This window comes from Achromobacter sp. CSND-B12 (assembly GCF_052906545.1).
In genome coordinates, this window is sequence record NZ_JBREGJ010000001.1 from 2,484,977 (window position 1) to 2,511,755 (window position 26,779).

Annotated in this window: 29 protein-coding genes, 1 tRNA gene and 1 pseudogene; 16 read left to right on the forward strand and 15 right to left on the reverse strand. The window is 60.3% G+C overall.

Annotated elements, in window-relative coordinates; all coding sequences use genetic code 11:
• Positions 1 to 239: 239 nt before the first annotated feature.
• Together htpG and ACUTAG_RS11610 are read right to left on the reverse strand one after the other, a co-directional pair.
• Positions 240 to 2,129: a molecular chaperone HtpG gene (htpG, locus tag ACUTAG_RS11605; protein WP_053499565.1), complete on the reverse strand. Its 1,890-nt coding sequence runs from the start codon at positions 2,127 to 2,129 to the stop codon at positions 240 to 242.
• A gap of 201 nt (positions 2,130 to 2,330) precedes the next feature.
• A complete protein-coding gene (locus ACUTAG_RS11610) occupies positions 2,331 to 3,734 on the reverse strand; it encodes a DKNYY domain-containing protein (RefSeq protein ID WP_148317289.1) in 1,404 nt (467 codons plus the stop codon).
• A gap of 150 nt (positions 3,735 to 3,884) precedes the next feature.
• On the opposite strand from ACUTAG_RS11610, the gene ACUTAG_RS11615 reads away from it, so the two are divergent.
• From ACUTAG_RS11615 to ACUTAG_RS11625, 3 genes are all read left to right on the forward strand, one after another.
• Positions 3,885 to 5,276, forward strand: a complete 1,392-nt coding sequence (locus ACUTAG_RS11615) for a nucleobase:cation symporter-2 family protein (protein ID WP_024070521.1) — start codon at positions 3,885 to 3,887, stop codon at positions 5,274 to 5,276.
• 118 nt (positions 5,277 to 5,394) lie between these two features.
• Positions 5,395 to 5,479, forward strand: a tRNA-Leu gene (locus ACUTAG_RS11620).
• Between the two features lie 185 nt (positions 5,480 to 5,664).
• Complete coding sequence (locus ACUTAG_RS11625; RefSeq protein ID WP_446650182.1) at positions 5,665 to 6,930, forward strand: tyrosine-type recombinase/integrase; 1,266 nt, start codon at positions 5,665 to 5,667, stop codon at positions 6,928 to 6,930.
• Positions 6,931 to 6,972: 42 nt separating this feature from the next.
• Here the strand turns inward: ACUTAG_RS11625 and ACUTAG_RS11630 are convergent.
• Positions 6,973 to 7,125, reverse strand: a pseudogene (locus tag ACUTAG_RS11630) (membrane dipeptidase); the annotation flags it as partial.
• Between the two features lie 445 nt (positions 7,126 to 7,570).
• A complete protein-coding gene (locus ACUTAG_RS11635) occupies positions 7,571 to 7,960 on the reverse strand; it encodes a phenylalanine--tRNA ligase beta subunit-related protein (protein WP_446650183.1) in 390 nt (129 codons plus the stop codon).
• Positions 7,961 to 8,223: 263 nt separating this feature from the next.
• Here ACUTAG_RS11635 and ACUTAG_RS11640 point away from each other — a divergent pair, with 263 nt between their 5' ends.
• Positions 8,224 to 8,592, forward strand: a complete 369-nt coding sequence (locus tag ACUTAG_RS11640; protein WP_446650184.1) for an SgcJ/EcaC family oxidoreductase — start codon at positions 8,224 to 8,226, stop codon at positions 8,590 to 8,592.
• Between the two features lie 54 nt (positions 8,593 to 8,646).
• Here ACUTAG_RS11640 and ACUTAG_RS11645 read toward each other — a convergent pair whose 3' ends face one another.
• From ACUTAG_RS11645 to ACUTAG_RS11670, 6 genes are all read right to left on the reverse strand, one after another.
• Complete coding sequence (locus ACUTAG_RS11645; protein WP_446650185.1) at positions 8,647 to 10,077, reverse strand: amidase; 1,431 nt, start codon at positions 10,075 to 10,077, stop codon at positions 8,647 to 8,649.
• A gap of 96 nt (positions 10,078 to 10,173) precedes the next feature.
• Positions 10,174 to 11,295 carry an ABC transporter substrate-binding protein gene (locus ACUTAG_RS11650; RefSeq protein WP_446650186.1) on the reverse strand — a complete coding sequence of 374 codons (1,122 nt, stop codon included), beginning with the start codon at positions 11,293 to 11,295 and terminating at the stop codon, positions 10,174 to 10,176.
• A 38-nt stretch (positions 11,296 to 11,333) separates the two neighbouring features.
• A complete protein-coding gene (locus tag ACUTAG_RS11655) occupies positions 11,334 to 12,047 on the reverse strand; it encodes an ABC transporter ATP-binding protein (protein ID WP_446650187.1) in 714 nt (237 codons plus the stop codon).
• Positions 12,047 to 12,808, reverse strand: coding sequence for an ABC transporter ATP-binding protein (locus ACUTAG_RS11660; RefSeq protein WP_446650188.1), 762 nt, complete (start codon positions 12,806 to 12,808; stop codon positions 12,047 to 12,049). The genes ACUTAG_RS11655 and ACUTAG_RS11660 overlap by 1 nt, the downstream gene beginning before the upstream one ends.
• 1 nt (position 12,809) lies before the next feature.
• Positions 12,810 to 13,736, reverse strand: a complete 927-nt coding sequence (locus tag ACUTAG_RS11665; RefSeq protein WP_446650189.1) for a branched-chain amino acid ABC transporter permease — start codon at positions 13,734 to 13,736, stop codon at positions 12,810 to 12,812.
• A gap of 13 nt (positions 13,737 to 13,749) precedes the next feature.
• Positions 13,750 to 14,622 carry a branched-chain amino acid ABC transporter permease gene (locus tag ACUTAG_RS11670; protein ID WP_446650190.1) on the reverse strand — a complete coding sequence of 291 codons (873 nt, stop codon included), beginning with the start codon at positions 14,620 to 14,622 and terminating at the stop codon, positions 13,750 to 13,752.
• Between the two features lie 164 nt (positions 14,623 to 14,786).
• Between ACUTAG_RS11670 and ACUTAG_RS11675 the strand changes: the two genes are divergently transcribed.
• The 7 genes from ACUTAG_RS11675 (at position 14,787) to ACUTAG_RS11705 (ending at position 20,123) form a co-directional block, all read left to right on the forward strand.
• The gene (locus tag ACUTAG_RS11675) at positions 14,787 to 15,734 is read left to right on the forward strand and encodes a LysR family transcriptional regulator (protein WP_446650191.1); all 948 of its coding nucleotides are present in this window, start codon (positions 14,787 to 14,789) and stop codon (positions 15,732 to 15,734) included.
• 167 nt (positions 15,735 to 15,901) lie between these two features.
• Positions 15,902 to 16,288: a hypothetical protein gene (locus ACUTAG_RS11680; protein WP_446650192.1), complete on the forward strand. Its 387-nt coding sequence runs from the start codon at positions 15,902 to 15,904 to the stop codon at positions 16,286 to 16,288.
• A 22-nt stretch (positions 16,289 to 16,310) separates the two neighbouring features.
• Complete coding sequence (locus tag ACUTAG_RS11685) at positions 16,311 to 17,270, forward strand: DUF932 domain-containing protein (protein WP_446650193.1); 960 nt, start codon at positions 16,311 to 16,313, stop codon at positions 17,268 to 17,270.
• An 80-nt stretch (positions 17,271 to 17,350) separates the two neighbouring features.
• A complete protein-coding gene (locus tag ACUTAG_RS11690; RefSeq protein ID WP_446650194.1) occupies positions 17,351 to 18,349 on the forward strand; it encodes a YqaJ viral recombinase family nuclease in 999 nt (332 codons plus the stop codon).
• A 92-nt stretch (positions 18,350 to 18,441) separates the two neighbouring features.
• The gene (locus tag ACUTAG_RS11695) at positions 18,442 to 18,942 is read left to right on the forward strand and encodes a JAB domain-containing protein (protein WP_446650195.1); all 501 of its coding nucleotides are present in this window, start codon (positions 18,442 to 18,444) and stop codon (positions 18,940 to 18,942) included.
• Positions 18,943 to 19,030: 88 nt separating this feature from the next.
• Positions 19,031 to 19,924 carry a recombination directionality factor gene (locus ACUTAG_RS11700; RefSeq protein WP_446650196.1) on the forward strand — a complete coding sequence of 298 codons (894 nt, stop codon included), beginning with the start codon at positions 19,031 to 19,033 and terminating at the stop codon, positions 19,922 to 19,924.
• 52 nt (positions 19,925 to 19,976) lie between these two features.
• Positions 19,977 to 20,123 carry a hypothetical protein gene (locus ACUTAG_RS11705; RefSeq protein ID WP_446650197.1) on the forward strand — a complete coding sequence of 49 codons (147 nt, stop codon included), beginning with the start codon at positions 19,977 to 19,979 and terminating at the stop codon, positions 20,121 to 20,123.
• A 42-nt stretch (positions 20,124 to 20,165) separates the two neighbouring features.
• On the opposite strand, the gene ACUTAG_RS11710 is transcribed toward ACUTAG_RS11705, so the two are convergent.
• Complete coding sequence (locus ACUTAG_RS11710; RefSeq protein ID WP_446650198.1) at positions 20,166 to 20,417, reverse strand: helix-turn-helix transcriptional regulator; 252 nt, start codon at positions 20,415 to 20,417, stop codon at positions 20,166 to 20,168.
• A 92-nt stretch (positions 20,418 to 20,509) separates the two neighbouring features.
• On the reverse strand, positions 20,510 to 21,091 hold the full coding sequence (locus tag ACUTAG_RS11715) for an inovirus Gp2 family protein (protein WP_446650199.1): 582 nt from the start codon (positions 21,089 to 21,091) through the stop codon (positions 20,510 to 20,512).
• Here ACUTAG_RS11715 and ACUTAG_RS11720 point away from each other — a divergent pair.
• Both ACUTAG_RS11720 and ACUTAG_RS11725 read left to right on the forward strand, forming a co-directional pair.
• Positions 21,090 to 21,299, forward strand: a complete 210-nt coding sequence (locus ACUTAG_RS11720; RefSeq protein WP_446650200.1) for a hypothetical protein — start codon at positions 21,090 to 21,092, stop codon at positions 21,297 to 21,299. The genes ACUTAG_RS11715 and ACUTAG_RS11720 overlap by 2 nt on opposite strands.
• A gap of 410 nt (positions 21,300 to 21,709) precedes the next feature.
• Positions 21,710 to 22,528, forward strand: a complete 819-nt coding sequence (locus ACUTAG_RS11725) for a ribbon-helix-helix domain-containing protein (protein ID WP_446650201.1) — start codon at positions 21,710 to 21,712, stop codon at positions 22,526 to 22,528.
• A 162-nt stretch (positions 22,529 to 22,690) separates the two neighbouring features.
• Here ACUTAG_RS11725 and ACUTAG_RS11730 read toward each other — a convergent pair whose 3' ends face one another.
• Together ACUTAG_RS11730 and ACUTAG_RS11735 are read right to left on the reverse strand one after the other, a co-directional pair.
• Positions 22,691 to 22,993 (reverse strand): addiction module antidote protein, encoded by a 303-nt coding sequence (locus ACUTAG_RS11730; RefSeq protein ID WP_026382508.1) that lies wholly within the window; start codon positions 22,991 to 22,993, stop codon positions 22,691 to 22,693.
• Positions 22,990 to 23,316 (reverse strand): type II toxin-antitoxin system RelE/ParE family toxin, encoded by a 327-nt coding sequence (locus ACUTAG_RS11735; RefSeq protein WP_316242798.1) that lies wholly within the window; start codon positions 23,314 to 23,316, stop codon positions 22,990 to 22,992. The genes ACUTAG_RS11730 and ACUTAG_RS11735 overlap by 4 nt, the downstream gene beginning before the upstream one ends.
• Positions 23,317 to 23,663: 347 nt before the next feature.
• Here ACUTAG_RS11735 and ACUTAG_RS11740 point away from each other — a divergent pair, with 347 nt between their 5' ends.
• On the forward strand, positions 23,664 to 24,266 hold the full coding sequence (locus tag ACUTAG_RS11740; RefSeq protein ID WP_148317291.1) for a hypothetical protein: 603 nt from the start codon (positions 23,664 to 23,666) through the stop codon (positions 24,264 to 24,266).
• Positions 24,267 to 24,337: 71 nt separating this feature from the next.
• On the opposite strand, the gene ACUTAG_RS11745 is transcribed toward ACUTAG_RS11740, so the two are convergent.
• Positions 24,338 to 24,667, reverse strand: coding sequence for a YXWGXW repeat-containing protein (locus ACUTAG_RS11745; protein WP_148317293.1), 330 nt, complete (start codon positions 24,665 to 24,667; stop codon positions 24,338 to 24,340).
• A gap of 291 nt (positions 24,668 to 24,958) precedes the next feature.
• On the opposite strand from ACUTAG_RS11745, the gene ACUTAG_RS11750 reads away from it, so the two are divergent.
• Positions 24,959 to 25,975: an amino acid ABC transporter substrate-binding protein gene (locus ACUTAG_RS11750; protein ID WP_006385707.1), complete on the forward strand. Its 1,017-nt coding sequence runs from the start codon at positions 24,959 to 24,961 to the stop codon at positions 25,973 to 25,975.
• A gap of 199 nt (positions 25,976 to 26,174) precedes the next feature.
• A complete protein-coding gene (locus ACUTAG_RS11755) occupies positions 26,175 to 26,456 on the forward strand; it encodes a peptidylprolyl isomerase (RefSeq protein ID WP_006385706.1) in 282 nt (93 codons plus the stop codon).
• Positions 26,457 to 26,779 lie beyond the last annotated feature (323 nt).

Consider the following 26,779-nt stretch of genomic DNA (forward strand, 5'->3'; position numbering starts at 1 on the left):
CCGTCAACGCCACACGTTTTATGCGCGCGGATTGCACAAGAAAAATTCCCGCTCGGTAATCTTTTCGACGGAAATCGCGTTGTTCATCAAGAAATTACCGAGCGGGAATATGCGTCGAGGACAACAGGGACCGGTTGCACGATTCCATCCCCAACGAGGTAGTCCGGCCCCAACCGCCACTCGCCAATGAAAAAGGGCGCCCTCACGGGCGCCCTTTTCCTGCCTTCGTACCGCCGCGCTTACTTCAGCAGCAACGCGTTCAGCCGCTTCACAAACGCCGCCGGGTCGGCGATCTGCGCGCCTTCGGCCAGCAGGGCCTGGTCGAGCAGCAGGCGGGCCCATTGGTCGAACTCGCCGTCTTCGGCGGCGCGGATGCGGGCCAGCAGCGGGTGTTCCGGGTTGATTTCCAGCACCGGCTTGACGTTGGGCGCTTCCTGGCCGGCCGCCTTCAGCATGCGCAGCAGGTGCGGGCTGAGTTCGTTCTGGCCCACCACCACGCACGCCGGCGAATCCACCAGGCGCAGCGTCACGCGCACTTCCTTGACCTGGTCTTCCAGGGTCTTTTGCAGGCGCTCGACGAGCGGCTTGAAGTCCTCGGCCACTTCGGCCTGGTGCTTCTTTTCTTCCTCATCGGCCAGCTCGGCCAGGTCCAGGCCGCCCTTGGCCACCGACACTAGCGACTTGCCGTCGAATTCGCGCAGGTACGACAGCATCCATTCGTCGACGCGGTCGGACAGCAGCAGCACCTCGATGCCCTTCTTGCGGAAGATCTCCAGGTGCGGGCTGTTGCTGGCGGCGGCGAAAGTGTCGGCCGTGACGTAGTAGATCTTGTCCTGGCCTTCCTTCATGCGGCCCACGTAGTCGGCGAACGACACGGTCTGGGCCTGGTCGCCGGTGTGGGTCGAGGCAAAGCGCATCAGCTTGGCGATGCGTTCCAGGTTGGCGTGGTCTTCGCCCGCGCCTTCCTTGAGCACCTGGCCGAATTCCGACCAGAACGTGGCGTAGTCTTCCGGCTTGTTTTCGGCCAGGTCTTCCAGCAGCGACAGGATGCGCTTGGCCGAGCCTTCGCGGATGGCGCGCACGTCGCGGCTTTCCTGCAGGATCTCGCGCGACACGTTCAGCGGCAGGTCGGCCGAGTCGATCACGCCGCGCACGAAGCGCAGGTACGACGGCAACAGCTGGTCGGCGTCGTCCATGATGAAGACGCGCTTGACGTACAGCTTGACGCCGCGGCGGCCGTCGCGGTCCCACAGGTCCATCGGCGCGTGCTTGGGCACGTACAGCAGTTGGGTGTATTCGCTGCGGCCTTCGACGCGGTTGTGGGTCCAGGCGAGCGGGTCGTCGTAGTCGTGCGACACCGTCTTGTAGAACTCGCGGTACTGTTCCTCGGTCACATCCGCCTTGTTGCGGGCCCACAGCGCGTTGGCCTGGTTGACCGTTTCGAGTTCGTCTTTCTTGACCTGCTCGCCCTTTTCCGAATCCCACTCTTCCTTGGCCATGCGGATCGGCAGCGAGATGTGGTCGGAATAGCGGCGCAGGATCTCGCGCAGCTTCCAGCCGTTGAGCAGCTCGTCTTCGTCGGCGCGCAGGTGCAGCGTGACGTCGGTGCCGCGCGTGGCCTTGTCGGCGGCGGCGATGGTGAATTCACCCTGGCCGTCGGACTCCCAGCGGATCGCGTCGGCGGCGCCGGCGCGGCGGCTGACCACCGTGACCTTGTCGGCCACGATGAACGAGGAATAGAAGCCCACGCCGAACTGGCCGATCAGCTGCGCGTCCTTCTGCTTGTCGCCGGTCAGCTGCGAGAAGAACTCGCGCGTGCCGGAACGGGCGATGGTGCCCAGGTTGGCCACGGCCTCTTCGCGCGACAGGCCGATGCCGTTGTCGGAAATCGTGATGGTGCGCGCGTCCTTGTCGTAGCTGACGGTGATGGCCAGCTCGCCATCGCCTTCCAGCAGCGCCGGATTATCGATGGCCTCGAAGCGCAGCTTGTCGCAGGCGTCGGATGCGTTCGACACCAGCTCGCGCAGGAAGATTTCCTTGTTGCTGTACAGCGAATGGATCATCAGGTGCAGCAGCTGCTTCACCTCGGCCTGGAATCCCAGGGTTTCGGACGTGGCGGTTTGGCTCATCGTTGTATGAAAAGTCGGAAAATTAGGGACAAAAGAAAGCCGGATGGCGGGGCGCGCAGCCCAGGCGGTTTCCGGGAAACCCTGTTGTGATGGGGGCCATCCGAAATATTTCAAGACCGGGAAATCGCCGGCCCGCCCCAGCCCTGCCGGCGAACACGAAAAAAGGGGAACCGAACGGGCAAGGATGCGCCGCCCGGCACATCAGAACAGGGAGAGCAAGCCGCGGCGATAACGCGTCTTTGCCTCCAGCACCTCGTCGAACGCGGGCACGGCCAGCGTGCCGCCGTGGACCAGCTTGCGGATGTCATCCGCCTTGATCTGCCGGGTCTGCTGCGACCGCAACAGGAAATCCGCCGCCTTGTGGTCCAGGATGCGGTAGATCGGGCTGTAGATCAGCTGGGTGGCGCCCAACTCGTCGAGATAATAGAGCGCATCGCCGTGGCGCCAGACCGAACCGAAGCCGTGATAGACATCGCCGAGCTTGGTCCACTGGCCCGTCGGCGCGTCCTTCATGCGCAGGACCAGCGTGGAACGGGACATCAGGCCGCCCCCGCTGCGCGAGCGGCTCCACACCTCCTTGCTCTTGAGAAACAGCAGCTGCCTGCCGTCCCAGAACACGTACGGCGACAGCGCCGTGAAGCCGCCCGCCGCGAACGGATCGTCGCCGGCGCGCTCCACCTGGCGCTTCTCGCTGTCATAGAAGTAGATGCCGTCCTTGCTGGCGAACAGGGCGTGGTGCACGTGCCGTCCCGGCTCGTTCAGCAGCAGGTACGGCGCATGCGCCGCGTCGAACGCCAGCGCGCCCAGGTACACCATGCCATCGCGCCGGTCATAGAGATAGGGCTGGCGGTGCAGGTTGCCCACCATGAAGGTATAGAGCGCCGGATCATCCGACAGCGGCAATGGCGTTTCCCGGTAATACACCCGGCTGCCATCGGCGAAGAAGTCGTTGCCCGGCCGCGTTTCACCGCCCTGGATCGCCGCGATACGGCGCAGCCGCGACGGGTCCGCCCGCGGCATTTCGCGGCCCTCGTAGAACACGCGCGCGCCGTCGGTGGCCAGTTGGCGGTCGAGCAAAGGGCGATACGGCTGGGCGCTGGCCGGCAGGGCCAGGAACGGGTACAGGTAAGTCTGCGGCTTGTCGCCCTTGCCGGCGCGATACAGGATCTTCTGCCAGACCTCGTCCAGCCCGCCGAGGTCGCGGTTGAGTTCGGAAGCAAAGTCGCAGAAATAGGTGATGGCGCCGTCGCTGAAATAGCTGTTGCCCAGGTAGCGCGTCAATCCGGGCCGCATCCCAGGCAGCACGCGGTTGCCGCAATACACGTGGCGGCTGTCGCGCGCCGCCTGCCGGCCGTCGTAGCGACCGGTGTCGAACGTCTGCAGGCCGGCCGGGTCGGCCTCGGGCATCCGGTAATAGCCATTGCTGGGCACGGCCGCATAGACCTCGCCCTGGTAGCGCTTGTAGATACTGCTGCCGTAGGACTCGCCACGATCGATGGCGGCGAAATTGTCGCCGTCGTCGATCAACCAGAACAGCAGGCACAGCGGCAGGATGGCGATCAACAGGACCAGGCCGATCACGATCCCTCTGGTGCGCTTTTGCATCGATTCCCGGGCCGGCGGCCCCTGGTTGGCGGACAGGAATTCTATCAAGCCTCCTGGCGGCCCCGCGGCGGTCGCGGTGCGCCCGGGGGTCTTCCCCGCTAAAATCCCGCACTTTCCTCCCCTACCCCCGCCCTGGCCGACCCTGCCGCCATGCAACCCGCCTCCCTGACCCAACCCGCCTCCCACGGCGCGTCCGACGACGCCGAACCCCGCCACGACCTGGTCTATGGCCCGGACGACCGTCCCGCCGCCCCCGTCGCCTTCGTCGCCGCCCTGCAGCACCTGCTGGCCATCCTGGTCCCCATCGTCACCCCCGGTCTGCTGATCTGCCAGGCCCTGGACGTCAGCAGCCGCGACACCACCCTGATCGTGTCGATGTCGCTGGTCATCTCCGGCATCGCCACCTACGTGCAGTGCAAGCGCTTCGGCCCGCTGGGCGCGGGGCTGCTGATCGTGCAAGGCACCAGCTTCAACTTCGTCGGCCCGCTGATCGCCGGCGGCTCGGTCATGGTCAAGCAGGGCACGCCGGTCGAAACCGTCATGGCCGCGATCTTCGGGGTCGTCATCGCCGGTTCCTTCGTCGAGATGGGCATCAGCCGCATCCTGCCTTTCGTCAAGCGCCTGATCACCCCGCTGGTCACCGGCATCGTCGTGCTGCTGATCGGCCTGACGCTGATCAAGGTCGGCCTCATCAGCATGGGCGGCGGCTACAGCGCCATGGCCAAAGGCACCTTCGCCAGCGCCGAGAACCTGACGCTGTCGGGCCTGGTGCTGGGCACCATCATCCTGCTGAACCGGGTGCCGGTGGTGTGGATCCGCAGCACCGCACTGGTGCTGGCGCTGGCCGTCGGCTACATCGCCGCCGCCTACATGGGCCGCCTGGACTTCACCGGCGCGCGCGAAGCCGCCCTGTTCCAGGTGCCCATGCCGCTGCACTTCGGCCTGGGCTTCTCGTGGTCGCTGTTCGTGCCGATGCTGATCATCTACCTGGTCACCTCGCTCGAAGCCATCGGCGACGTCACCGCCACCAGCAAGGTGTCCAAGCAGCCGGTCGAAGGCCCGCTGTGGATGCAGCGCATCAAGGGCGGCGTACTGGTCAACGGCGCCAACTCGCTGCTGGCCGGCGTCTTCAACACCTTCCCCAGCTCGGTCTTCGCCCAGAACAACGGCGTCATCCAGCTGACCGGCATCGCCAGCCGCCACGTCGGCGTGTGGATCGCCGGCATGCTGGTCCTGCTGGGCCTGTTCCCCGCCGTCGCCGGCGTGCTGCAGGCCGTGCCCGAACCCGTGCTGGGCGGCGCCGCCATGGTCATGTTCGGCGCCGTGGCCGCCTCGGGCATCAACATCCTGGCCGGCATCCACCTGGACCGCCGCGCCCTGTTGATCATCGCCGTGTCGCTGGCGCTGGGCCTGGGCGTGTCGCAAGTGCCCGAGATCCTGTCGCACCTGCCGCACGCCGTGAAAAACGTGCTGGAATCGGGTGTGGCCACCGGCGGCATCTGCGCGCTGGTGATGAACTGGTTCCTGCCGGAAAAGAAGTGATCTGGCGGCCCGGCGCCCATTGCGCCGGGCCCTTGCCTGACAATTTCCGCCAGACCGCATATAATCGCGGTCTTCGCTTTACCCGCGACCGTCACCTGGACGGCTCCGCGACCAGCCTGCCCGGGTGGTGAAATTGGTAGACGCAGGGGACTCAAAATCCCCCGCCGCAAGGCGTGCCGGTTCGATTCCGGCCCCGGGCACCATCGGAACATCAACAGACGTCAACTGACGTCTATTTTTTTGCCTGAAACCCAGTATTCATGCGGTTTAGCGGGCATTCATAGTCCATCTAAGTCAACTGAGGTCTACCCACATCAAGCGTTTGGTGTTGGTACAAATGTTGGTATATGCTGGTACAAGATCACCACAGACGGATGTACCAACAGGCATGGCCTTAAACGACACCCAGATACGTGCAGCCAAACCAGCTGACAAACAATACAAGCTCACCGATGGCGAGGGCATGTACCTTCTGGTGCATCCGAACGGCTCCAAGTATTGGCGGTTGAGCTACCGCTTCGGTGGCAAGCAGAAAACCTTGGCCCTGGGGGTGTACCCAACGACCTCCCTGTCCGCCGCGCGCGGCAAGCGCATGGACGCCAAAACCCTTCTTGCTGAGGGAGTGGACCCTAGCGAACAGAAGAAGCAGGATCGTTACGAGCAAAACAACGGCACCACCTTTGAGGCTGTGGCTCGCGCATGGCATAACAACAACAAGAAATGGTCAGAGGCGCATCGATCCCGAGTTCTGCAAAGTCTGACGGCAGATATCTTCCCGTCCATCGGTGCAACTGACGTCAAGGATCTCAAAGCGCGAGACCTGCTCGTGCCCCTTCGGGCAGTAGTTGATTCCGGCCGCCTGGAGGTGGCGTCTCGTCTCCAGCAACGCGTCACTTCCGTCATGCGGTTTGCGGTGCAAAGCGGGCTGATCGACTACAACCCTGCGCAAGACATTGCTGGAGCGGTTCCCACCAACAAGGTGATACACCGCCCTGCCTTGCCGTTTGAGCGGCTTCCAGAGCTTTTGGAGCGCATCAGCAACTACAAGGGCAGAATGCTTACCACGCTCGCTGTCGAGCTCTCCTTGCGAATTTTCATTCGCTCGAGTGAGATGCGTTTCGGCCGCTGGAGCGAAATCGACTTTGAGCGTGCCATCTGGACCATCCCTGCCGAACGGGAGCCACTCGAAGGGATGAAGTTCTCTCATCGCGGTGCCAAGATGCGTACCCCTCATATCGTGCCTTTGAGCAAACAAGCGTTAACGATAATACGACGTATTTATAGCTGGTCGGGCGACAAAGAGCTGATCTTTACCAGCGACAACAATTCCAAAACAGCCATGAGCGAGAACACTATCAACAAGGCACTTCGGACCATGGGCTATGAAACCAAGGCCGAGGTGTGTGGCCATGGCTTCCGAACCATGGCGTGTAGCGCTCTGATTGAGTCCGGCTTGTGGTCGAGAGATGCAGTTGAACGGCAAATGAGTCACCAGGAACGGAACTCCGTCCGGGCAGCATACATTCATAAGGCAGAGCACTTGGAGGAAAGACGGCTGATGATGCAGTGGTGGGCGGATTTTCTCGATGCGAACAGGGAAAAGGCGGTTAGTCCGTATGAGTTTTCTCGAAGGGAGAATCCAGGACGTACATAGGATGCAGGCGGTGGCGAGTTCGAATCCCGCCACCTCAAGGCCCTCGGACTTGTTCCGAGGATGCGCCTTCAATCCGGCTGGCAGACAGTGCGAATAGCACACCGGCTGCTTTGAGGCCAAGATAGCGTCTCGTGCCGTGATGTCGCCAACATGGGATAGGTCAATGAGCATGCCGACGCGATTCCTTTCGGCTAGGTGAATGCTGTACTCGCGGCGCCAACCAGACCAAGCGATGTTGGTACCAGGCTGCATGTATCGTGCCGTCAGCGGAAACCGCGATTGACGGTCCTTGATGCTGGCAGGAGTCGGTTACCCAGTCGTCGACCGAGATTCGTTGTGGCTTGCCCGGGAGACCAGATTTGGTAAAGGGCAGGATGACATGATCTCGCACCGATCCCGGGAAAATAGTCCGGAATCCCAGGATCGGAGAAGCGTCATGTGCATGGGTGACGGCGATGCGGCAGCACTCGCAGCTTGTGTCCGACGCGATGGCCGAAGGCGAAAATGTCTGCCCTCCATTCTCGGACCAGGCATACGCAATCGAAACACCAGGCGGTTTTTCGGACCGCTCAGGCGTTTGTCCTGCCAAGCCGTCATGATTTTTCCAGACGGCGCAGGTCCAGAACGGGTAGCCGTTGGCTCACGCTCGCGGGCTCGAATAGGTGCCCAATGTGGTTGAGCTGTAATAGTTCATGCGGCCGATGTAACGGACCTGCGTCGCGAGCATGAGCTTGCTGGTATCGAAGACCGCCACGGGGATGGAAAAAGCCAGCGAAGCGGCGTTGCAGAGGTCGATCAACGGATGCAACGCAGGCAACTGCCCCTCTTTCCGGTAGCGCCGCAGCAGTGCTTCGGACGCGCGGTGATACTGCGTCGGCTTCAGCCCCATCTCCGAAAACGCACGCCGCCACGCCTGTATCTCCGGAAACTCCCCTTCGCTGGCGCTCAACAACCGGCTGTCGGCGATGCCCGTGAGCCTGGAGATCGCCGCGCTGACATCCGCCGTTGGATTCACACCCTCGACAAGCAAGACAGTAGACCGAAGGTGCGGAAAGCGGGTTTGAACGTCGCGGGCATAGCTGAACTGGAATGACGTGTCTTGGGGCTCGATGAGGTGTCCGAATACTATGTCTCTGGAGGATTCGCCCGTCTTGAACGAAATTGCGACTCAGCATAGCGTACGGACCCATACGCTTACCTTGGTGCGCTAAGACACGACTGGAACACGAGGAGCCTTATGAAGCACCCCGAAGATGCCCCCCCGCCTTTCAGGCCGCCTGGAACGATCACGACATGCAGGCCCTCGGCGCGCTGTTCCAGGAGGACGCCACCTTCGTGAACCGGTTTGGACACTATGTGCGGGGCGTGGATGAGATCGTCAAGTTGCACGCGCCCATCCACGCAACGATCTATAGCGATTCCACGCTGGACAACGAATTGATCGATAAGGTCCAGCTCGCCGACGGCGTGGCACTCATCCACTTTTGGAGCCGCCTTCAGGCCGGCGAGGCACATCCGGCGGGCCGGCATGCCGTGGACACGCTGATTCTGGCGGTGCTGACGCGCCAGGCCGGCGGCTGGCGGATCAAAGCGCTTGAGAACGTCACCTTGACGAATCCCCGCACGGGCGAAACCGTGCTGCGGGACCGCCAGGGTTCCTGAACGCTACGGGCTGCATCAATAGAACTTGGGTCGCAGCCCCTCGTGCAGCCGCGCCTACGGCAGGTTGGCAGGTCGGCGGTGGAACCACGGCCGGGCCGCCTCGAGCTGGCCAGCCAGGCTGAACAGGAGAGCCTCGTCACCCTGCGCGGCGGCAAACTGCACGCCGATCGGCAGGCCCGCGCTGTTCCAGTTCAGCGGAATGGACATCGCCGGCTGGCCGCTGGCATTGAAGTACGGAAGGAAGGCGGTGTACTTCAACGTTGCGCTGCGATGCGCGACATATTCCTTGTCGGCCGCGTACACGCCCAGCTCGACAGGAGGGGCCGTCAACGTTGGCGTCAACAGAACGTCATACTGGCGCATGAGGCGGCCCAGATGCCGGCCGGTGCTGTGCATCAGCGAGACCGCCTCGAAATACTCCACCGCGCTATGGCGACGGGCAAAGTCGACGGCCGTGAAAATGGACGGTTCCAGGTCGTCTTCGGTAGCCTTGCGGCCCAGCGCCTGTTCTCGCGCCTGGACGGCTGACGCCGTGCCGGAAGCCACGATGAGGCGCATGGCGTGGCCAAAGCGCTCGTAATCGATGGCCGCCGGAAAGTCGATCGGCTCAACAATGTGCCCCAGCGACGCGCACAGCGCGGCGACATCTTCCGCCGCCGCGACGCAATCCGGATGCGTGGTCTCGCCGGAAGGTGAACGGGTGACAAGGCCGATCCGCAATTGGCGCGGAGTCTCGCCCACCGCTTTCAGATAAGAGCCGGCGAAAAGCGGCGCCGTGTACGGGGTGCCGTCATCCGCACCTTGGCTGAAATCCAACGCGGCAGCGCTATCGCGGACCGAGCGAGACACGACATGGTCTCCAGCCAGGCCGCCCCAGCCCTCGCCGCCATTGGGGCCCGTGGGCGTGCGCATACGCGAGGGCTTGAAGCCAAACAGGCCGCAGGCCGACGCGGGGATGCGCAAGGAGCCGCCGCCGTCGCCGCCGTGCGCCACAGGGACGATACCGGCGGCCACAGACGCCGCCGCTCCTCCGCTGGAACCGCCGCTGGAGCGCGAGACGTCCCACGGATTGCGGGTCGGTCCGCCATAGACAAGCGCCTCCGTCGTGCAGTTGACGGCGAACTCGGGCGTGGTCGTAGTGCCAAAAATGGCAAGCCCGGCGCGGCGATAGCGCGTGACCAGTTCGGAATCCTCGGAGGACACAATCCCCTTGAAGAATCGCGAGCCATTGCCCAAGGGCATGCCGGCAGCGGTGGCGCCAATGTCTTTCAGCAGGAACGGAACACCATAGAACGGTCCGCTACGCGACGCCTGTTCGATGCTCTTTCTGCCGATATCTTCGTCGTAGTAGGCAACGCAATTGAAGACCGGATTCCGGGTTTTGATGCGTGCAATAGCTTCCTGCAGCAGCTCTGTCGGCGAAGTTTCACCGCGCCGAACCGCCGAGGCCAGGTCCAGGCCGTCACAGTTTTCGTATGTATTCATAGCGTGAATGGGTTAGTCAGGGGCACAAAAAGGCCGCCATGAAGGCGGCCGGGTAATGGCCGGCAAGGGCCGGAAAACGACTGATTCAGACTGTGCTTACTTGGCCGTGATGATCTGGCCACGCTCGAACTTTGCCAGCAGGACCTTGCCGTCGTTCTGATTGGCCGCATCCCACTGGATCGGTCCCAGGAGGGTTTCGAAGCCGTTCAGCATCGGCAGGCCCTTCTGGATATCGGCCGAACCGTTGCCGCCGCCACGGCGGGCTGCCTCCACAATGGCCTGGACGGCGGCGTAAGCCGCAGCGTCAAAGGCGCTGGCATTGACGCCGTACTTTTCCTTGAACGCCTTTTCAAACGGCGCGTGGCGCGGATCGGCGCCTTCAGCCCAGTTGGTGGGAAACACCACGCCCTCGGCGGCCGCGCCAGCCAACTCGGCGAACTTGGGCACGCCCTGCCCCATGTTGACGATCAGTTGCGCATTAATGCCCAGTTCCTTGACCTGGCGAGCGATGATCGAGCCCTCGGTGTAGTAGCCGTGAACCAGCAGAACTTCCGGATCCTGCTTGCGGATGTTGCTCAGCTGCGCCTTGAAGTCCGTTTCGCCACGGTTGTACTCCTCGTAGGCAACGACTTCGCCGCCCAACGAACGGATGAAGTCAGCGGAACTCTTGGTGGGGGGTTTGCCGTAGTCGGAGTTCTCGGCCAGGAAGGCGAAGCGGCGCTTGCCGCCGTCCTTGAAGAAGTGCTCGACAGCTTTGACGTCAAGCTGGTTATCCGTCACGTTGACGCGCCAGACATAGTGATAGCCCTGTTTGGTAATGGTGGGCGAACCCGCCACGCCGACCACCAGCGGCACCTTGGTCTTCTCGTTCTCACGCGAGAAGGCGATGGTCACTAGGCTGGCCGACGAACCGGCGATGACATTGACCTTGCGTTGCGTGATGAGCTTCTTGGCCGAGTTAATGCCGACCGTCGGATCGCTCTTGTCATCCTCGGCGAAGATCTCGATCGGTTTTCCATTCACCCCCCCGTCGGCATTGATCATATCCACGGCAAGGCGGGTGCCCTTGAAATGGGCTTCGCCGTAGGCCGCGCCCGGACCGGTGATGGACTCAATGAAGCCAAGCCGCAGCGGAGTATCGGCGGCCACGGCGCTGCCGGCCAAGGCCAGCGCGGCCAAGGCGCCCAGGCATTTTTTAGCGTACTGATTAACTTGCATGTCTTCCTCTCGTTTGAATGAAATTGTTTATTGATTTATCAGTCGTCGATGCCGAGATAGGCTTTGCGCACGGTGTCGCTGGCGAGCAGGGCTTCGGAGCTGTCCGCGCCCACGATGCGGCCCGTCTCCATGAGGTAGCCGCGCTGCGCCGTCTGAAGCGCCAGCGTGACGTTTTGCTCAACCAGGAAAATGGTGGTTCCGGCCCGATGGATTTCCTTGAGCTTCTCCATCAACTCAGCCACGACGAGTGGGGCCAGGCCCAGCGACGGTTCGTCCAGCAATAGCAGGCGCGGCCGGCTCATCAGCGCGCGGCCGATCGCCACCATCTGCTGCTCGCCGCCGCTCATCGTGCCCGCGCGTTGGCTCCAGCGTTCCTTCAGACGCGGGAACTGCTCGACAATCCGCTCCAGGTCGGCTTCTATCTCGCCCTTGGCGGCATTGCGAATCTGCGCGCCGATAGCCAAGTTCTCTGCCACCGTGAACTCAGGGAAGATCCGCCGGCCTTCAGGCACGATGCTGATGCCGCTGCGGATAATGCTCTCGGTGGATGCCCCGGTAATGGCGCGCCCGTCGAATTCGATGCTGCCCTGGCTTGGACGGTTCAGCCCAAGAATGGCCTTGAGCATCGTGCTCTTGCCCGCGCCATTGGCGCCGATGAGCGTAACGAACTCACCCTTGCCGATTTCCAGGGAGCAGCCTTTCAGAGCTTCGATGCGGCCGTAGCGGGCACTGATGTTGTTCAGCTTGAGCATTATTTTTTCGCTCCTTCGCCCAGGTAGGCTGCAATCACTTGCTTGTCTTGCTGGACCGCCTCGGGCGTATCGTCCGCGATCTTGGTGCCATAGTTGAGTACGACGATATGGCTGCACAGCTCCATCACCAGCCGGATATCGTGCTCGATCAGCACAACCGTATAGCCTTTGCCGTGCAGTTTTCGCACCAGCGTCTTAAGCGCAAGCCGCTCCTGCAGATTGAGGCCGGCGGCCGGTTCGTCCAGCAGGATGATCTTGGGATCTGTGGCCAGTGCGCGGGCGATGTCGAGCTGTCGCTGCTCGCCGTAAGGCAGGCTGCCCGCCAGCTCGTCGGCTTTGTCGGCCAGACCGACATCATCAAGCAACTCAATCGCGCGGGCGCGAGCGGCGGCGCGCTCACGCCGTTCGCCCGGCGTGCGCAGAATTGACGCGAACACGCCAGCCCGCGTGCGCGCCTGGCGGCCGATCATCACGTTCTCCACCAACGTAAGATCGGGGAACACCATGACGTGCTGAAACGTTCGCGCCACGCCCAGGCGATTGATCTGATGCAGCGTGAGACGGCTGATCTCCGTATCCTGGAAATGCACGGAGCCGCTGGTCGGCGTATAGATGCCGCTGACGACGTTGAAGAGCGACGTTTTGCCCGCACCGTTAGGCCCGATCAGGCCCGTGACGATGCCGGGACGGATAGCGAACGACACATCGTTCAGCGCGCGCACGCCGCCGAAGGCCAGGCTGACATTCCTGATGTCTAACATGTTATTTCCCCTCTCGTGCGGACAGGCGATGCACCAGGGAAATCAGCCCCTTTGGCATAAACAGAATCACAAGGGCCAGCGTCAGGCCGTAGATCAGAACGTTGTACTCGCCGAACTCCTGCGTGTACTCCTCCATGATCGTGAGGGAGAACGCGCCCAACAGTGCTCCCGGCAGGCTGCCGATACCGCCGACGAAGGCCATGATCAGGAACAGGATGGAAACGTGCGTCCCCAGACGCTCCGGGTCAACGAATCCGTCGTAGTGCACGAGCAGCGTGCCGGCAAATGCGGCGAACATGACGCTGATGGTGAAGGACAGGACCTTGTAGCGAAACACCGGTATGCCCAGAGATTGCGCGGCCAGTTCGTTGTTGGCGATGGCCTGCAGGGCATCGCCAGTGCGGGACGCCACAACGCGATGCAGGATGAGCAGGCCCAGCCCGACGACGGCCAGCACGTAGTAGTAATAGCCCAGGCCGCCATCCAGTTCGACGCCGAAAAAGTTGGCCGGCGGCACCGCCGTCAGGCCTGACGGGCCGCCGGTGATGCCGGCGTTCTTGATCAGGGTCTGAATGATGATGGCCACGGCAATGCTGGCCAAGGCCAGATAGTGTCCGCTGGTACGCAGCACGACAAGGCCCACGAGCGCGCCGACCAGGCCGGTGGCGGCGGTGGCGCCCAGCGCTGCCACGATATAGGGCACACCGGCCTTGGCCAGCATGCCGGACAGGTAGGCAGCCAGCCCAAAATAGGCAGCGTGGCCCAGCGAGATCTGTCCGGTGCAGCCAACGAACAAGGTCAGGCCCATGACGACGATGGCGTAGGTGGCCGCGCGGATAGAAAGATGGGTGACGAAAGGATCGTCCAGCAGCGCGGGAACCGCCAGCAGGAGGACGACGGCGATGCCGATGAGATATTTGCGATTCATGTTCGGCCTTCCGTCAGACTTTCTTCACAACTTTCTTGCCCAGAATGCCGTTGGGCTTGAGCAGGATGATCAGCAGCAGAATCGAGAAGGACACCATGTCCTTGTAGGCGGAGCTCAGTGCCAGCGTGCCGAACTGCTCGATGATGCCCAGGGCATAGCCGCCAAACACGGCGCCCGAAATCAGCCCCAGCCCACCCAGCAGCGCCGCGGTAAAGCCCTTGAGCATGATGAGGTTGCCCATATCGAAACTCAGCACCGCGACCGGCGCGTAGACGATGCCCGCGACGGTACCCAGCAACGCGCTCAGCGCGTAAATGAAGCAATTCACCCGCGACACGTTGATGCCCATCATGCGGGCCGCAGTCTGGTCTTGGGCAACCGCACGCGCCGACAGCCCGATCTTGGTCTTGGTCAAGAGCCAATAAAGCACCGCCATCATGACCAGGCTGACGCCGATGATGAGCAGGTACTGCATGCCGATCTGCACGCCGCCGATCTCGATGACCCGCTCGCTGAAGGGCGGGAAGCGGTAGGCCGACGCGCCGAATATCAACTGCGCCGCGCTGCGCAGCAGAATGAAGAGCGCCACCGTCATCATGAACAGGGTGAGCGGGCTGGCGTTTTCAATGCGGCGCAGGAAAACGCGTTCCAGGACGGCGCCGAGCAGCAGGCCCGAAGCCATGGCGCAGGGCAAAGCCAGCCAGATGGGCAAGGCCAGATCCACATGGAATACATAGCCCATGAAGGCGCCCGCCATGAAGATTTCGCCCTGGGCAAAATTGATCAAATCCATGCCTCGATAGACCAGGGTTATGCCCAGGGCTATGAGTACGTATGTGCTGCCAACGGATAAACCGTAGAGCAGCTGCTGCAAGAAGGCCGACATCGGGCTTTGTCTCCGGAAAGAACGCGGTGGATGCCTGCGCGAGGCATGTGCCGCTTTATGTTCTGGTTCTAAGGCCCGCCAGATTATTCAGACTTCCTATAAAAATAAAATGCTATATTTTTTGGTCAGCTATAGATTTTTTGCATATGTTTGGGGGGTACGGTATGGAGTTGCGGCATTTGCGACATTTTGTGGTCACGGCCGAACAGGAGAGCATTGCGTCGGCAGCTCGCATCCTGTGCATGGTGCAACCCGCACTGACCCGTTCTATCCAGACCCTGGAAGAAAGCGTGGGCGCGCAGTTATTCGTGCGCCACGCCCGTGGCGTCAAACTCACTGCCGCGGGGCGGCAGTGCTACCAGGATGCGACGCGCCTGCTTCAGGAAGCAGCGCAAATGCGCAACAATGCCGTGCGGGCCAGCGAAGGCGCGCTCGGCAACCTGCATCTGGCCATCAGCCCGCAACACGCCTGGCTGCCGCTTATATGCCGGATGCTTGGCCAGTTCCGCGATGAGCATCCCCTGGTCACGCTGATGCTGGACATGCTGCAATCCGGCGGACAGCTGGACGGGATTCTCCGAGGAGACCTGGACGCGGGCTTCATGTTCATGCGCCCGCGGCGCAATCCGTCGCTTGCTGGCCTACTCGTGCACGAAGAGCATCTGGTGCTGGCTGTGCCCGAGAACTCCCCCTACGCAAAATCGCCCCCCAAGCGTCTGTCCGAGCTGTCGGGCGAACCCTACATCGGCACGCCCAAGGCGTCCTCATTGCATTTCAACGATTTCGTCGAAGATGAGTATCGACGCCTCAACTTCCAGCCCAGGATCGTTCAGATGGGCAGCAATTTTCTGGTCATGCTAGGACTCGTAGCGGCAGGTATGGGGATTGCGGTCGTGCCGGGCGTGAGCCGCTTCATGCATCCACGCGGCATTGTTTTTCACGAAGTGCCCGATCTGGATTCGCGGCTGGAGCTCGAACTGGTATGGCGCAGCAACGACGACTCACCGGTGCTTGCCCGCTTTCTGGATGTGGCCCGGCGTACCTGCGCGGAGGACGGAGTCGGGGAGCGGGACTGGGCCCGTCATAGGGAAGGCGCAACGACGAGCGCCTGAACGACAAAAAGCCTTGGCTCGAATTAGGCATAAGGAATGTCTCACAGCCCAAGCCATTCGACTGCTCGGGTGTAGCGATCCATATTTTTTCAAACATATATCACCTTGATGAGAGCAGGTAATTGCCTGCTCCATATGCCGTCCTCCCCCTCATCAAGGAATCTCCCATGCCTGCCCCCTTCAACGCATCCCACCATCGTGGCGTGTACGGCGCTCAACGGTCGTCTCGTACAGTCGTCTGCCCCAAATGCGGCTCCCCTAACATCGAAACAAAGAATCATGCCAAACGTATCGGCGGTGCCATCGGCACGTGTGCGGGCGTGATGAGTGCTTTATCTGGTGCAGCCAAAGGCGCCAGTGCCGGCGCGGTCATGGCCTTTCGCGCTACCGCGCCAGCCATGCCTGTAGCCAGCGTCACCGCCGCCGTGCTAGGCGCGTTGGTAGGCGGTGCAATGGGTTGCGCCACCGGTGCAGCCCTGGGGCAAGTCGTTGACGAAACGATACTAGACAACCACCTGTGCCTTCGTTGCGACCATTCCTTTCAAACCCCGTAACGTTTTCTACTGGAGAACCGTCATGGCTCACCACATCGAACAAATGGCCTACGTCGGCCAAACGCCCTGGCATGGCCTGGGCAATCAACTCACTGCGAACCAACCCCTTGAAGTTTGGCAACAACAAGCCGGAATGGACTGGAACATCAAGGAATCACCCGTACAGTTCATGGACTCGGTTGACGAGAACCAAAGCCGCATCATCACCTTCCCCCAGAGCAAAGTTTTGTACCGGTCCGACACTCAAGCCCCCTTGTCGGTCGTCAGCCAGCGCTATCAGGTCGTGCAACCCCGTGAAATTCTGGAGTTTTATCGCGACCTGACCGAAGTATCGGGTTTCCAGTTGGAAACTGCTGGCGTCCTGAAGGGCGGCAAAAAGATCTGGGCATTGGCCCGCACTGGGCATTCAGCCACGATCCAGGCAAATGATGTCACCAACGCCTATGTGCTGCTGGCCACCGCCTGCGATGGCACCTTGGCAACGACCGCGCAGTTCACCGCCGTACGGGTCGTCTGCAACAACACCCTTGCCGTGGCCATTGACGACAGCCGGGGCGCGGTGAAAGTGCCACACAGCACCACCTTCGATGCAGAGGCTGTCAAACGCCAGTTGGGTATCTCTGTGTCCAGCTGGGACACATTCATGTACCGCATGAAAATGCTCAGTGAACGTGCGGTGAAGCACACGGAGGCGGAAGCCTTCTTCCGGCAACTGTTTTCCGATCCGCGCCTGGACGCTTCCATTCAGCCTAATGAACGGGCCATGTCCAAAGCCCTGGACATCTACAACGGTCGTGGCCGGGGTGCAGAGCTGGGTTCATCGAAGGGAACGGCGCTTGGGCTACTCAATTCCGTGACCGAGTTCGTTGACCATGAACGACGCGCACGCAATACCGATTACCGGCTGGACTCAGCTTGGTTCGGGCAGGGGGCAGCCCTCAAGCAAAAGGCCCTGGATCGCACTCTGGCGATGCTGGCATGAAACACACCCTTTTCACCATCACGGCATAAGGCCCGGCAGCTTAATTGCGCCGGGCCTTATGCCTTTTATGGAGTTCAATTATGAATACCGTAGCTCAAGTCCGACCCCAAACTCACCGTCCCGCCCTGCGCTTAGTCAAGACCAACACCCTGTCCCGCGACGAGTGGTTGGAAGTTCGCAAGCATGGCATTGGCAGTTCCGACGCCGCCGCCGCTGTTGGCCTGAACCCCTACAAGAGCCAGTTACAGCTCTGGATGGAGAAAACAGGCCGGGATGCCGACTTGCCCAAGCCTGATCCGCATGACACCACGGCTCCCGTCTATTGGGGCACGCTACTGGAACCCATCGTCGCCGCGTCTTACACCCAACAGACCGGTCGCCGGGTGCGCAAGGTCAACGCTGTGTTGCAACATCCTGAGCGGCCCTGGATGCTCGCCAACATTGACCGTGAAGTGATCGGTGCTAGCGATGTGCAGATTCTCGAATGCAAGACCGCCGGGGAGTTCGGTGCACGGCTCTGGAGGGACGGCGTGCCAGAGTACGTTCAACTGCAAGTGCAGCATCAGTTGGCTGTAGCCGGGAAGCAGGCAGCGGATGTCGCCGTATTGTTGTGCGGCCAGCAATTGCAAGTCCACCGGATTCACCGCGATGATGCACTGATTGCCAAACTCATGCCGCTCCAAGAGCGATTTTGGCGCTACGTGACAGCCGACACACCACCGCCCGTGGATGGCTCCGATTCTGCTGCAACAGCGTTGCAGTACCTGTATCCACGCGATAACGGCGACCGCCTGGATTTCAGCCAGGACATCCAGATGTCGGCGCTCTTTACCGACTTGCAAGACGCCCGCTTTCAGGCCGAGAAATACAAGGATCTGGAAGAGCAGTTCAAGCAGAAAATCCAGCAGGCCATGGGTAACGCCAGCCACGCCACCTTTGAAACCGGTTCTGTCGTCTGGAAGCGCAGCAAGGACGGCAGCGTACTGGATACCAAGCGTTTGCTCTCCGAGCATCCAGAACTGGCCGCCCAATACAACCTGACTCGTCCTGGTAGCCGGCGCTTTCTCGTGCAGACATGAGGCTTCGGCAGCGAAGCAGTCCACACCCACCCTTCTCCGTCAATCCAAACCTGCCGTCCTTCGGGGCGGCTTTTTGTTGTGAAGGAATCCCCATGCGATACCACAAGCTCAAAGCAAGCTCGGATCCCGGTAGCTACATCATGGAAACACCCGTCGTCACTGAGGACGACATCCTGACGATGGCCAAACAGCTCTCTCGTAACCGCCTAAGCCGAGGCCGGGCATTGACCTCCCCCCTGGCCGTAAAAGACCATCTTTGCACCCTGTTGCGCGATTACGAGCATGAAGTCTTTGCCGTCCTGCTGCTGGATTCAAACCTCAGGATCATTCGTTTTCATGAACTGTTTCACGGAACTGTCAGCTCTGCCACTGTCTATCCACGCGAGGTTGTAAAGCTCGCCTTGAGGCACAACGCCGCCGCGCTCATCCTGACCCATAACCACCCCTCCGGCGACCCAACGCCCAGCCTCGCAGACATCAGCCTGACCAAAACGTTGCGGGAAGCCCTAGCCCTGGTCGATGTAAAGGTTCTGGATCATATCGTCGTCGCTACACACGGCAGCGCCTCATTGGCTGAACGGGGCGAAATATAGATGGCCACAGACTTCACCTCCTTATTCCATCGCTTTTTCCTATACGCCCGTTGATTGTTCAGCGGGCTTTTCTTCTTTGGAGTCCATCATGATTAAAGGTCTATCCATCACGCCGCCCGTCCTGGGCCGTATTTCCATTGGCCGCGTTATCGAACGCAACGGCAAGCGGCTACCCGAAAAGGACGATCAGTTCACCATTACCAGCCAAGTACAGACCAAGGAAGGCTGGGTGATTCACCCGCTGGACGAGGTGCTGCGCAAAAACAGCCCCAACGGGAAACTGCGATCCATTCCGGTGACGCTGCTTTTTAATGACCCTGATTTAAACCTGCGGGCTAAATACTCCCTCTTCGACCGTAGCAACGGGCGCCCTTTGTGTGTAGGGAACGGGGAAACCTGCCGGCGTGTGACAAGCGCCGGGATACAAACCCTGCCATGCCCCTCCACCGATAGCTGTGAAATGGCCAAAGGCGGTGCCTGCAAGCCCTATGGACGCCTGAACGTCAAACTTGGCGATGACGATGAACTTGGCACTTTCATTTTCCGTACGACGGGCTACAACAGCATCCGCACCCTCGCGGCTCGCCTGCATTATTTCAAGGCCATCTCTGGCGACATGCTGGCCAGCCTACCCCTGGAACTGCGACTTCGTGGAAAAAGCACCACACAGTCACGCGGCGCGCCGATCTACTACGCCGATCTGACTACACGAGAAGGAATGACGCTGGACGAAGCGCTGACCCAGGCCCAACAAACCTACGCTCGACGCCAAGCCCTAGCCTTCAACCAGCAGGCGCTGGATACCGTGGCCCGCGAAGGCTTCGGCAATGGCGCATTTGAAGACAATCCCGATGACGCACTGGATGTGATCGAGGAATTCTTTCCAGACCGTCCAGGCGAAGCGGTCCGATCAACGGAAAAGCCGTCATTGAACGCGAAGCTGGACAAGATTGCGGCAAGCGCAGAGGGAGCACCGGCCTGATGCGTAGGTTGTCACCAGCATTTCTGATGTTTGGACGACAAGGAGAATTACCGTGATTAAGAACCTGTTTGCCACCGTAGGCTTTGCCGTGATTGCCCATTACGGCTATCGACATTACCTGCGTTATCGACGGCTCAAAACCGAGAACGCGCTTTTACGTCAGCGCTGGAAAGAATGTGCGGACACGAAACCAAGTTGAGGTCGACTGAGAATGGCCAATGCCTCGGAAGGGCTGTCTGGCTCATGCTGCTCTAGAGTCCTGGATACGTTCCTGTATCCAGGCTTCCAGCTCGCTCTTCAGCCATCGGGAACTGCGCCCAAACTTCACGGGCCGAGGGAACTTTCCTTCCTGAATCAGCTTGTAAAACCACTTGTCGGTCAACCCGGTGTACTGAGTCATGAAGGTCATATCGACAAACTGATCTTCGATCAGCGTGAAAGGTACAGCATTCGGAACGGCAGAACGGGCGCTGGTGGCGACGGTTGTGATCATGTTGCTCTCCTGTCTTATTGAAAGGCAGAAGTCGATGTCGATCGAAGTCAACCGGCATCTCTTCCACAACATGTCCCATCTGAGTAAAAAAACTACAAACTGCTTCCTATCGACCGTTCACCATCCCCATAGCGCTTGGTAATGTTCTTTGCCAGATAATCTGCACGTTCCAGCACCACCTGAATCTGTTGATTGATTTCCGGGCTGTTTCTATCCAGATAACAAGTTTTCCCAAAGTGAACCAAGGACATAAAATCGGGATGGGTCAGTCGAGTTGCGCTACACCACGCCTGTTTAATCATGGCTCCCAGGTTCCCGCTCATTGCCTGATAGTCACCCAACGAGTGATAAACATCCTTGTTAACGAAAAGCAGAAGGTGATAGTGCTTTCTTCCGTTTCCATCACCATACTCACGCACCCAGACATAGTTCAATACGCAGGATAAGCTCCTGTGCCAAGCCCTCTCTTTTCTTTGTAGGTCAGCAGCGATCTTGGCTTTTAGTGATTCGAAGAATCGGGTGATCACTCGTGAGTCCGATTCAGCCTGACATTCCAACAAAGGGAAACGTAAATCACATCGAATAATCATAATCCTTGGATGAGCCCCCAAAGCCTTAAGATTTGCATTGAAGATGATTGCTTGATATTCAGGGTTATAACGATTCGACTGCATGGTCATTACCTATGGTTTTTATCTCATAGGTAATTCTTGCTCTATATTTTTTTATCCTAAGCACCAACCATTGCAGCATATGAACTGGGGATATCTGATAGCGTCAACCTCTTCTACTTCTATTACTAAACCAACAACACTCCCGTTGAAAACAGGTGCAGAACTTCCAGCGAATGGCAGCCGCATGACTTACGAACAGGCGTCTTGAACGGCAAATATTGCTCTGACGTTATCTGGCAATAATTGCCTGCTCCCTTTTGAACAATCATGCTGCGTATTCGACCGACCCCACATCAAGTACGATTCTTTGACGAAACCTGGCAACGCATGCTGCGCAGCATAGAAAGGGTGCCCCGGATCGTGCCTGAGGAGATGTGACCGAAGGGCATAGACTAGGCTGGCCTTGTGTGCACCCCCATTGCAGACTAAGATGGTGCTCTCGACTCCTATTGAATCTCTACGTGTTTCATAGAGCACTCCAAGCAATATTTCCACATAGTACTGATATAGTTCCAGCATAGTACCTATGTAGTTATGTGATAGTTCATAGGTAGTAAGGAGCTAGTTCTTCATCCTCATTGATAGTTAATTTCTACTTAATTAACAACATCATTAGCTATGGCACTTAACTACCATAAAGACAGATTGCAGGCGCTATTTCCACATTGGCACCTGGGAGATCGCGAGATCAACTGGCTATGGCTCAATTTCCAAGCGCAAGGAGCAACACCCTATTTAGGTAACTTTCGTGCACGCACTATGCGCGATGGAATGGCTGATTACATTAACCAAGCTGGCCTAGCCGCCGCGATTGATAACCAGAAAAGTTACGCCCTCCTTCCTGAGCATGTCTTCGACTGGATTGGAAAAAATGGACGTCAACCTGCATGGTTGCTGCGACAGGTCGAACGCATATATCAGGGGGTACCGGTATATCCGGTTGATTTAACGCCAAGGGAACGGTTGATCGCGTTGTTCGACCTTTGGAATACAGATAAGTCAAACAAGCAATTCAAGCTGAACGAACTGAAAGCCGCTTGGGTTCAGCAGCAACGTTATGACAAACTGCTTTCCTGGTACGCTAGCGCGGGAAAAGAAAAGCAGAAGTGCCAAATCACTTGGCAGTGGTACCAAGATCACCATCAGCTCCTTGCAGTACATGCCACGGAATTCTCTGAAATGGAGAATATCCTGGGGTTTCTTGACGGCACCAACTTCAGCCAAGAAGAGAAGCTTCACCACCTGGAACAAATCAAGAAGAAATTCAAAGCTCAGCAAACCCAAGCCAATCGCCAAGGGAAGAAGCAAACAAACATCTCTCTGTCAGAAGATGCGCGCCGTCAGCTCGATGATTTGGCCCGGCAACAACAACGGACCAAAACTGAAATAATTGAACTATTGATCCGAAATGCCCACGAGCACGACATCCCACACTAGGGCAATCGCAACTGTTGGTACATTTGTTGGTACAATTTTCAATTCAGATTTAAATATTGTTTAATATCAATAAGTTGTTGATACATTCGATTCCGGCCCCGGCACCAGATTGCAAAAGCCGCAACTGCCATGCAGCGCGGCTTTTTGTTTGGGTCGGTGGCGCTATGCGTGCGCCGCGTCCTTGCCCTTGGAAACGGCCGTCAGCGATACTCCCAGCGCGTCCATCACCCGGCGCAACGTCAGGTAGCTCGGGTTGGCTCCCGGCGCGAGCACGCGGTAAAGGTTCGTGCGCGCCAAACCGGTCTCCTTGGCAATGGCTCCGATACCTCGCGCGCGGGCCACATCGCCCAAGGCCTGGAGGAAGGCATCCGGATCGGGATCGGCCGCGGCATCGGCGAGATAATGCGCAATGGCCTCTTCATCGGACAGGTAGTTCACCGGGTCGAAATCACGCAGCTGAATCATTTGAGTGCCTTCCCTTTCAGTTCGCTCCACAGGCGTTTCGCGGTGACGATGTCACGCGCCTGGGACGCCTTGTCGCCGCCACACAGCAGTACATACACCACTAGTCCCTGGCGACGGTAATAGACCCGATAGCCTGTACCGACGTCGATCCGCATTTCACTGATGCCGTCGCCCACGGGCGCGACATCGCCGAAATTCCCGACCATCGCCCTGGCCAGCCTGCGCACGATGTGCGCCTTTGCACGCGCGTCCCGCAACTCCGTGATCCATCTTGAAAAAACGTCGGTTTCGCGGAACCTCAGCATCTCACCATTGTCGCTCAAAAGGGATAAAAACCAAACCAGCCGCGGCTGAAAAACATGCGGGAGCCTTCGAAGTAGGAAAGGACATGGTCACGCGCACGGCCATTGAAAGAGTAAGCTCCCCAACACGCACGGAGACCTCAACATGGACATTACGAGCACACTTTCGGCCGGGTTTCAGCACCTGAAGGGCGTGCCCTGACCATTGACTGCCGCCCTTCTTGATCCCGCGCTCCACGGAGCTAATCAGAAGAATTCACCTGATCCGACCGTACGATCATCGACATAATCGTCTGGCTCAGCCAGGGGTCGACATCCGTCGCGACACGCTTGCGCCTGGGCGCGTTGCCTACACGGAGGATCCCACCTTGCAGACCGCCTTCAAACTCGTTGCCGTGAGCAGCATCGCCCTCGCCCTGGCGGCGTGCGGCAGCGCCAAGGACGCCAACAAGAGCAACTTCAGCGAAGCCATCCAGGCCTACCTGGATACGCAGAACGGCATCTGCGCCAACCTCCCCGCGCGGGAACTGCCCTTCAGGCTGGAAAACCAGGACATGCTGGGCCAGGGCCGCAAAGCCCGCGCGGACGCGCTTGCCGATGCCGGCCTGCTCAGCAAGCACGATACGGAACTCAAGGCGCTGTTCGGCGGCACCGTGCCCGGCACCGAATACGAGGTCACCGAATTGGGCAGGAGGTACCTTGGCGAGCGGCACAAGTTTGCCTTCTGCACGGGCTCGTACACCGTGGTCGACGTGGACAACTTCACGGAGCCCAGCGACATGATGGGCATGAAGGTCTCGCAGGTGAACTTCCACTACAAGGCGAAAGACACGGCCGACTGGATCAAGAACGACAAAGTGCAAGCCGCCTACACGAACGTGGCGGAAGAAGCGAAGGGCGACATCCGTGGCCACGCGGGGCTGGTGCTGACCAACGACGGCTGGCTGCACGAGCGCCTGTTCAAGCGCTGAAGCGCAAGAGGGCCGCCCGCGTCGGAAAGGCCGCCCCTTACGCCACTTACCCCCTCACGCCAGGCGCACTCTCAATGCCGCCCCCAGCGCCCCTCGTAGTACACCCAATGTCCATGCCGCTGGCGCCACTCCGGCCCGTGATACACGTAGCCAGGCCGGGCCGGCATCCACACGCCACCAATCCAGGCGTGGTGGCCGCCGACCCATTCCCAATGCCCCGGCGCCCACACGTAGCCCACGCGTGGCGGGGGCAGCACTTCCACGCGCGGCGGCGGCGGCGGCGGCGCCACATCGATACTGATGGCCACGCCGGCCCGCGCCACACCCGGGACGCTCAACGCTCCCAGGGACAGGACCACCGCGGCGCCCGCGGCCATCGCGGCTTTGGCAAGATGCTTCATGATGCATTTCCCTCGCAGTCGCGCCCGCCGATGCGGACGCGGTAAGGCGAGTGTGCGCGCAGGAAATTATCGAAAGGGTTACGCGCCGGGGGCAGACGGTTTCAGTGGATTTCGCGCGGTGAGACGCGCCAAGGGACCTGCGGCCCACCCATCTGGCCCCGGTAAATTCCGCCCCGTGGATTTAAGGGGAATTCCCCGATTCTCCGCCCCGGGTCCGGCCGATACCATTCGCCGAATTTCCGCCGACCGGCGGACACGGATCAATAAGTTGCGCCCCCGCGCGGAGACACCATGAAAGCACTGACTACCGTCGCGGCAGGCGCCGCGCTCCTTCTCTCGTCGTGGGGCGCCAGCGCGGGCGTGACGTTCGAGAGCGTCAAGAACAAGGGCTTCGTGCAGTGCGGCGTGTCCACGGGCGTGGCCGGCTTCTCGGTCAACGACAGCAAGGGCGGCTGGATGGGCCTGGACGTGGACCTGTGCCGCGCGCTGGCCGTGACCATGTTCGGCGATGCCTCCAAGGCCAAGATCATGGCGGTCAGCGCGGTGCAGCGCTTCACCGCCCTGCAGTCCGGCGAAGTCGACGTCCTGCCGCGCAACACCACGCTGTCTCTGACGCGCGACACCACCCTGGGCCTGATCGGCGTGGGCGTGAACTACTACGACAGCCAGGGCATCATGGTGAACAAGTCGCTCAACGTGAAAAGCGCCAAGGAGCTGGACGGCGCCACGGTCTGCGTGCAGCCCGGCACGACCACGGAATTGAACCTGTCGGACTGGTTCCGCTCGCAGAACATCGCCTTCAAGCCCGTGGTGGTCGAGCGCCTGGACGAGATCATCCGCGCCTTCGCGGTGGGCCGCTGCGATGCCTTCACCGGTGACAAATCGCAACTGGCCGCGGCCCGCACCAACCTGGAGAATCCCGAGAAGTACGACATCCTGCCGGAGAACTTCTCCAAGGAACCGCTCGGCCCCATGGTGCGCCAGGGCGACGAGCAGTGGTTCAACGTGGTGCGCTGGACCATGTTCGCGATGCTCGAGGCCGAGGAATACGGCGTCACCTCGAAGAACGTGGACGAGATGCTCAAGAGCACCAACCCCAATGTGCAGCGCCTGCTGGGCGTGACCCCGGGCATGGGCAAGAACCTGGGCGTGGATGACAAGTGGGCCTACAACGTCATCAAGCAGATCGGCAATTACGGCGAGAGCTTCGAGAAGAACCTCGGGGCCACCAGCCCGATGAAGCTGTCGCGGGGATTGAATGCGTCGTATCGGAATGGCGGGCTGATGTATGGGTGGCCGGTGCGGTAAGACGGCCATCCAGCAGGACCAACGGGCGCGCGATGCGCCCGTTTTCTTGTGCGCCTTGCTGCCATCCATTCCAAGATGTAAGCGCGGTCCCGCCAGGCACCGGCCGCGTTCCCAACCCCGTTTATGATGGAGCGGTATCGAGTCCGCCCAAATGCGGTACTCTCCCCTCCCCGATCATTCCCCAGCAAGGAGCCACCACATGGCACAAGCCTCCGCCCGTCACATCCTGGTTTCGACCGAAGCCAAGGCCAACGAACTGAAGACCGCCATCGAGAACGGCGCCGACTTCGCGCAACTGGCCAAGGAAAACTCCAGCTGCCCGTCCAGCCGCGACGGCGGCAACCTGGGCACGTTCGGCCCGGGCCAGATGGTCAAGGAATTCGATACCGTGGTGTTCAGCGCCCCGGTTGGTGAAGTCCAGGGGCCGGTGAAGACCCAATTCGGCTATCACCTGGTCGAAGTCACCAGCCGCAAGGACTGATTCCGCCACGTCAAGTTGCGAGGCCGCCGCCGGACACGTCCGGCGGCGGCTTTTTTATTGCCCGCGACCGACGCGGGGAGCATCCGGCTGCACGCCGTCCCCCCGGCCGCAATGCGTAGGGCCTCCGCCCAGGCTGATGACGTCGTTCCAGTTGCTCTGGAACGGTAGTCCCAATCGGACATGCCATGAGCCGGGAAGAAGCAGCAGCGGACCGTGCGCTGCGCCGCAGCACCGGATTTCCTATCAATTGATAATTTCTGTTCAGGTGACAGCCCTGCGGGGGTACGACAGAATGGCCTGCACCCGGAGGAGACAACCGGGGC

Bases quoted from the DNA above. Each gene is read 5' to 3' on its own strand.
- htpG (WP_053499565.1), bottom strand. From the start codon at position 2,129: ATGAGCCAAACCGCCACGTCCGAAACCCTGGGATTCCAGGCCGAGGTG.
- ACUTAG_RS11610 (WP_148317289.1), bottom strand. From the start codon at position 3,734: ATGCAAAAGCGCACCAGAGGGATCGTGATCGGCCTGGTCCTGTTGATC.
- ACUTAG_RS11615 (WP_024070521.1), top strand. From the start codon at position 3,885: ATGCAACCCGCCTCCCTGACCCAACCCGCCTCCCACGGCGCGTCCGAC.
- ACUTAG_RS11625 (WP_446650182.1), top strand. From the start codon at position 5,665: ATGGCCTTAAACGACACCCAGATACGTGCAGCCAAACCAGCTGACAAA.
- ACUTAG_RS11640 (WP_446650184.1), top strand. From the start codon at position 8,224: ATGCAGGCCCTCGGCGCGCTGTTCCAGGAGGACGCCACCTTCGTGAAC.
- ACUTAG_RS11645 (WP_446650185.1), bottom strand. From the start codon at position 10,077: ATGAATACATACGAAAACTGTGACGGCCTGGACCTGGCCTCGGCGGTT.
- ACUTAG_RS11650 (WP_446650186.1), bottom strand. From the start codon at position 11,295: ATGCAAGTTAATCAGTACGCTAAAAAATGCCTGGGCGCCTTGGCCGCG.
- ACUTAG_RS11655 (WP_446650187.1), bottom strand. From the start codon at position 12,047: ATGCTCAAGCTGAACAACATCAGTGCCCGCTACGGCCGCATCGAAGCT.
- ACUTAG_RS11660 (WP_446650188.1), bottom strand. From the start codon at position 12,808: ATGTTAGACATCAGGAATGTCAGCCTGGCCTTCGGCGGCGTGCGCGCG.
- ACUTAG_RS11665 (WP_446650189.1), bottom strand. From the start codon at position 13,736: ATGAATCGCAAATATCTCATCGGCATCGCCGTCGTCCTCCTGCTGGCG.
- ACUTAG_RS11670 (WP_446650190.1), bottom strand. From the start codon at position 14,622: ATGTCGGCCTTCTTGCAGCAGCTGCTCTACGGTTTATCCGTTGGCAGC.
- ACUTAG_RS11675 (WP_446650191.1), top strand. From the start codon at position 14,787: ATGGAGTTGCGGCATTTGCGACATTTTGTGGTCACGGCCGAACAGGAG.
- ACUTAG_RS11680 (WP_446650192.1), top strand. From the start codon at position 15,902: ATGCCTGCCCCCTTCAACGCATCCCACCATCGTGGCGTGTACGGCGCT.
- ACUTAG_RS11685 (WP_446650193.1), top strand. From the start codon at position 16,311: ATGGCTCACCACATCGAACAAATGGCCTACGTCGGCCAAACGCCCTGG.
- ACUTAG_RS11690 (WP_446650194.1), top strand. From the start codon at position 17,351: ATGAATACCGTAGCTCAAGTCCGACCCCAAACTCACCGTCCCGCCCTG.
- ACUTAG_RS11695 (WP_446650195.1), top strand. From the start codon at position 18,442: ATGCGATACCACAAGCTCAAAGCAAGCTCGGATCCCGGTAGCTACATC.
- ACUTAG_RS11700 (WP_446650196.1), top strand. From the start codon at position 19,031: ATGATTAAAGGTCTATCCATCACGCCGCCCGTCCTGGGCCGTATTTCC.
- ACUTAG_RS11710 (WP_446650198.1), bottom strand. From the start codon at position 20,417: ATGATCACAACCGTCGCCACCAGCGCCCGTTCTGCCGTTCCGAATGCT.
- ACUTAG_RS11720 (WP_446650200.1), top strand. From the start codon at position 21,090: ATGGTCATTACCTATGGTTTTTATCTCATAGGTAATTCTTGCTCTATA.
- ACUTAG_RS11715 (WP_446650199.1), bottom strand. From the start codon at position 21,091: ATGCAGTCGAATCGTTATAACCCTGAATATCAAGCAATCATCTTCAAT.
- ACUTAG_RS11725 (WP_446650201.1), top strand. From the start codon at position 21,710: ATGGCACTTAACTACCATAAAGACAGATTGCAGGCGCTATTTCCACAT.
- ACUTAG_RS11730 (WP_026382508.1), bottom strand. From the start codon at position 22,993: ATGATTCAGCTGCGTGATTTCGACCCGGTGAACTACCTGTCCGATGAA.
- ACUTAG_RS11745 (WP_148317293.1), bottom strand. From the start codon at position 24,667: ATGAAGCATCTTGCCAAAGCCGCGATGGCCGCGGGCGCCGCGGTGGTC.
- ACUTAG_RS11750 (WP_006385707.1), top strand. From the start codon at position 24,959: ATGAAAGCACTGACTACCGTCGCGGCAGGCGCCGCGCTCCTTCTCTCG.
- ACUTAG_RS11755 (WP_006385706.1), top strand. From the start codon at position 26,175: ATGGCACAAGCCTCCGCCCGTCACATCCTGGTTTCGACCGAAGCCAAG.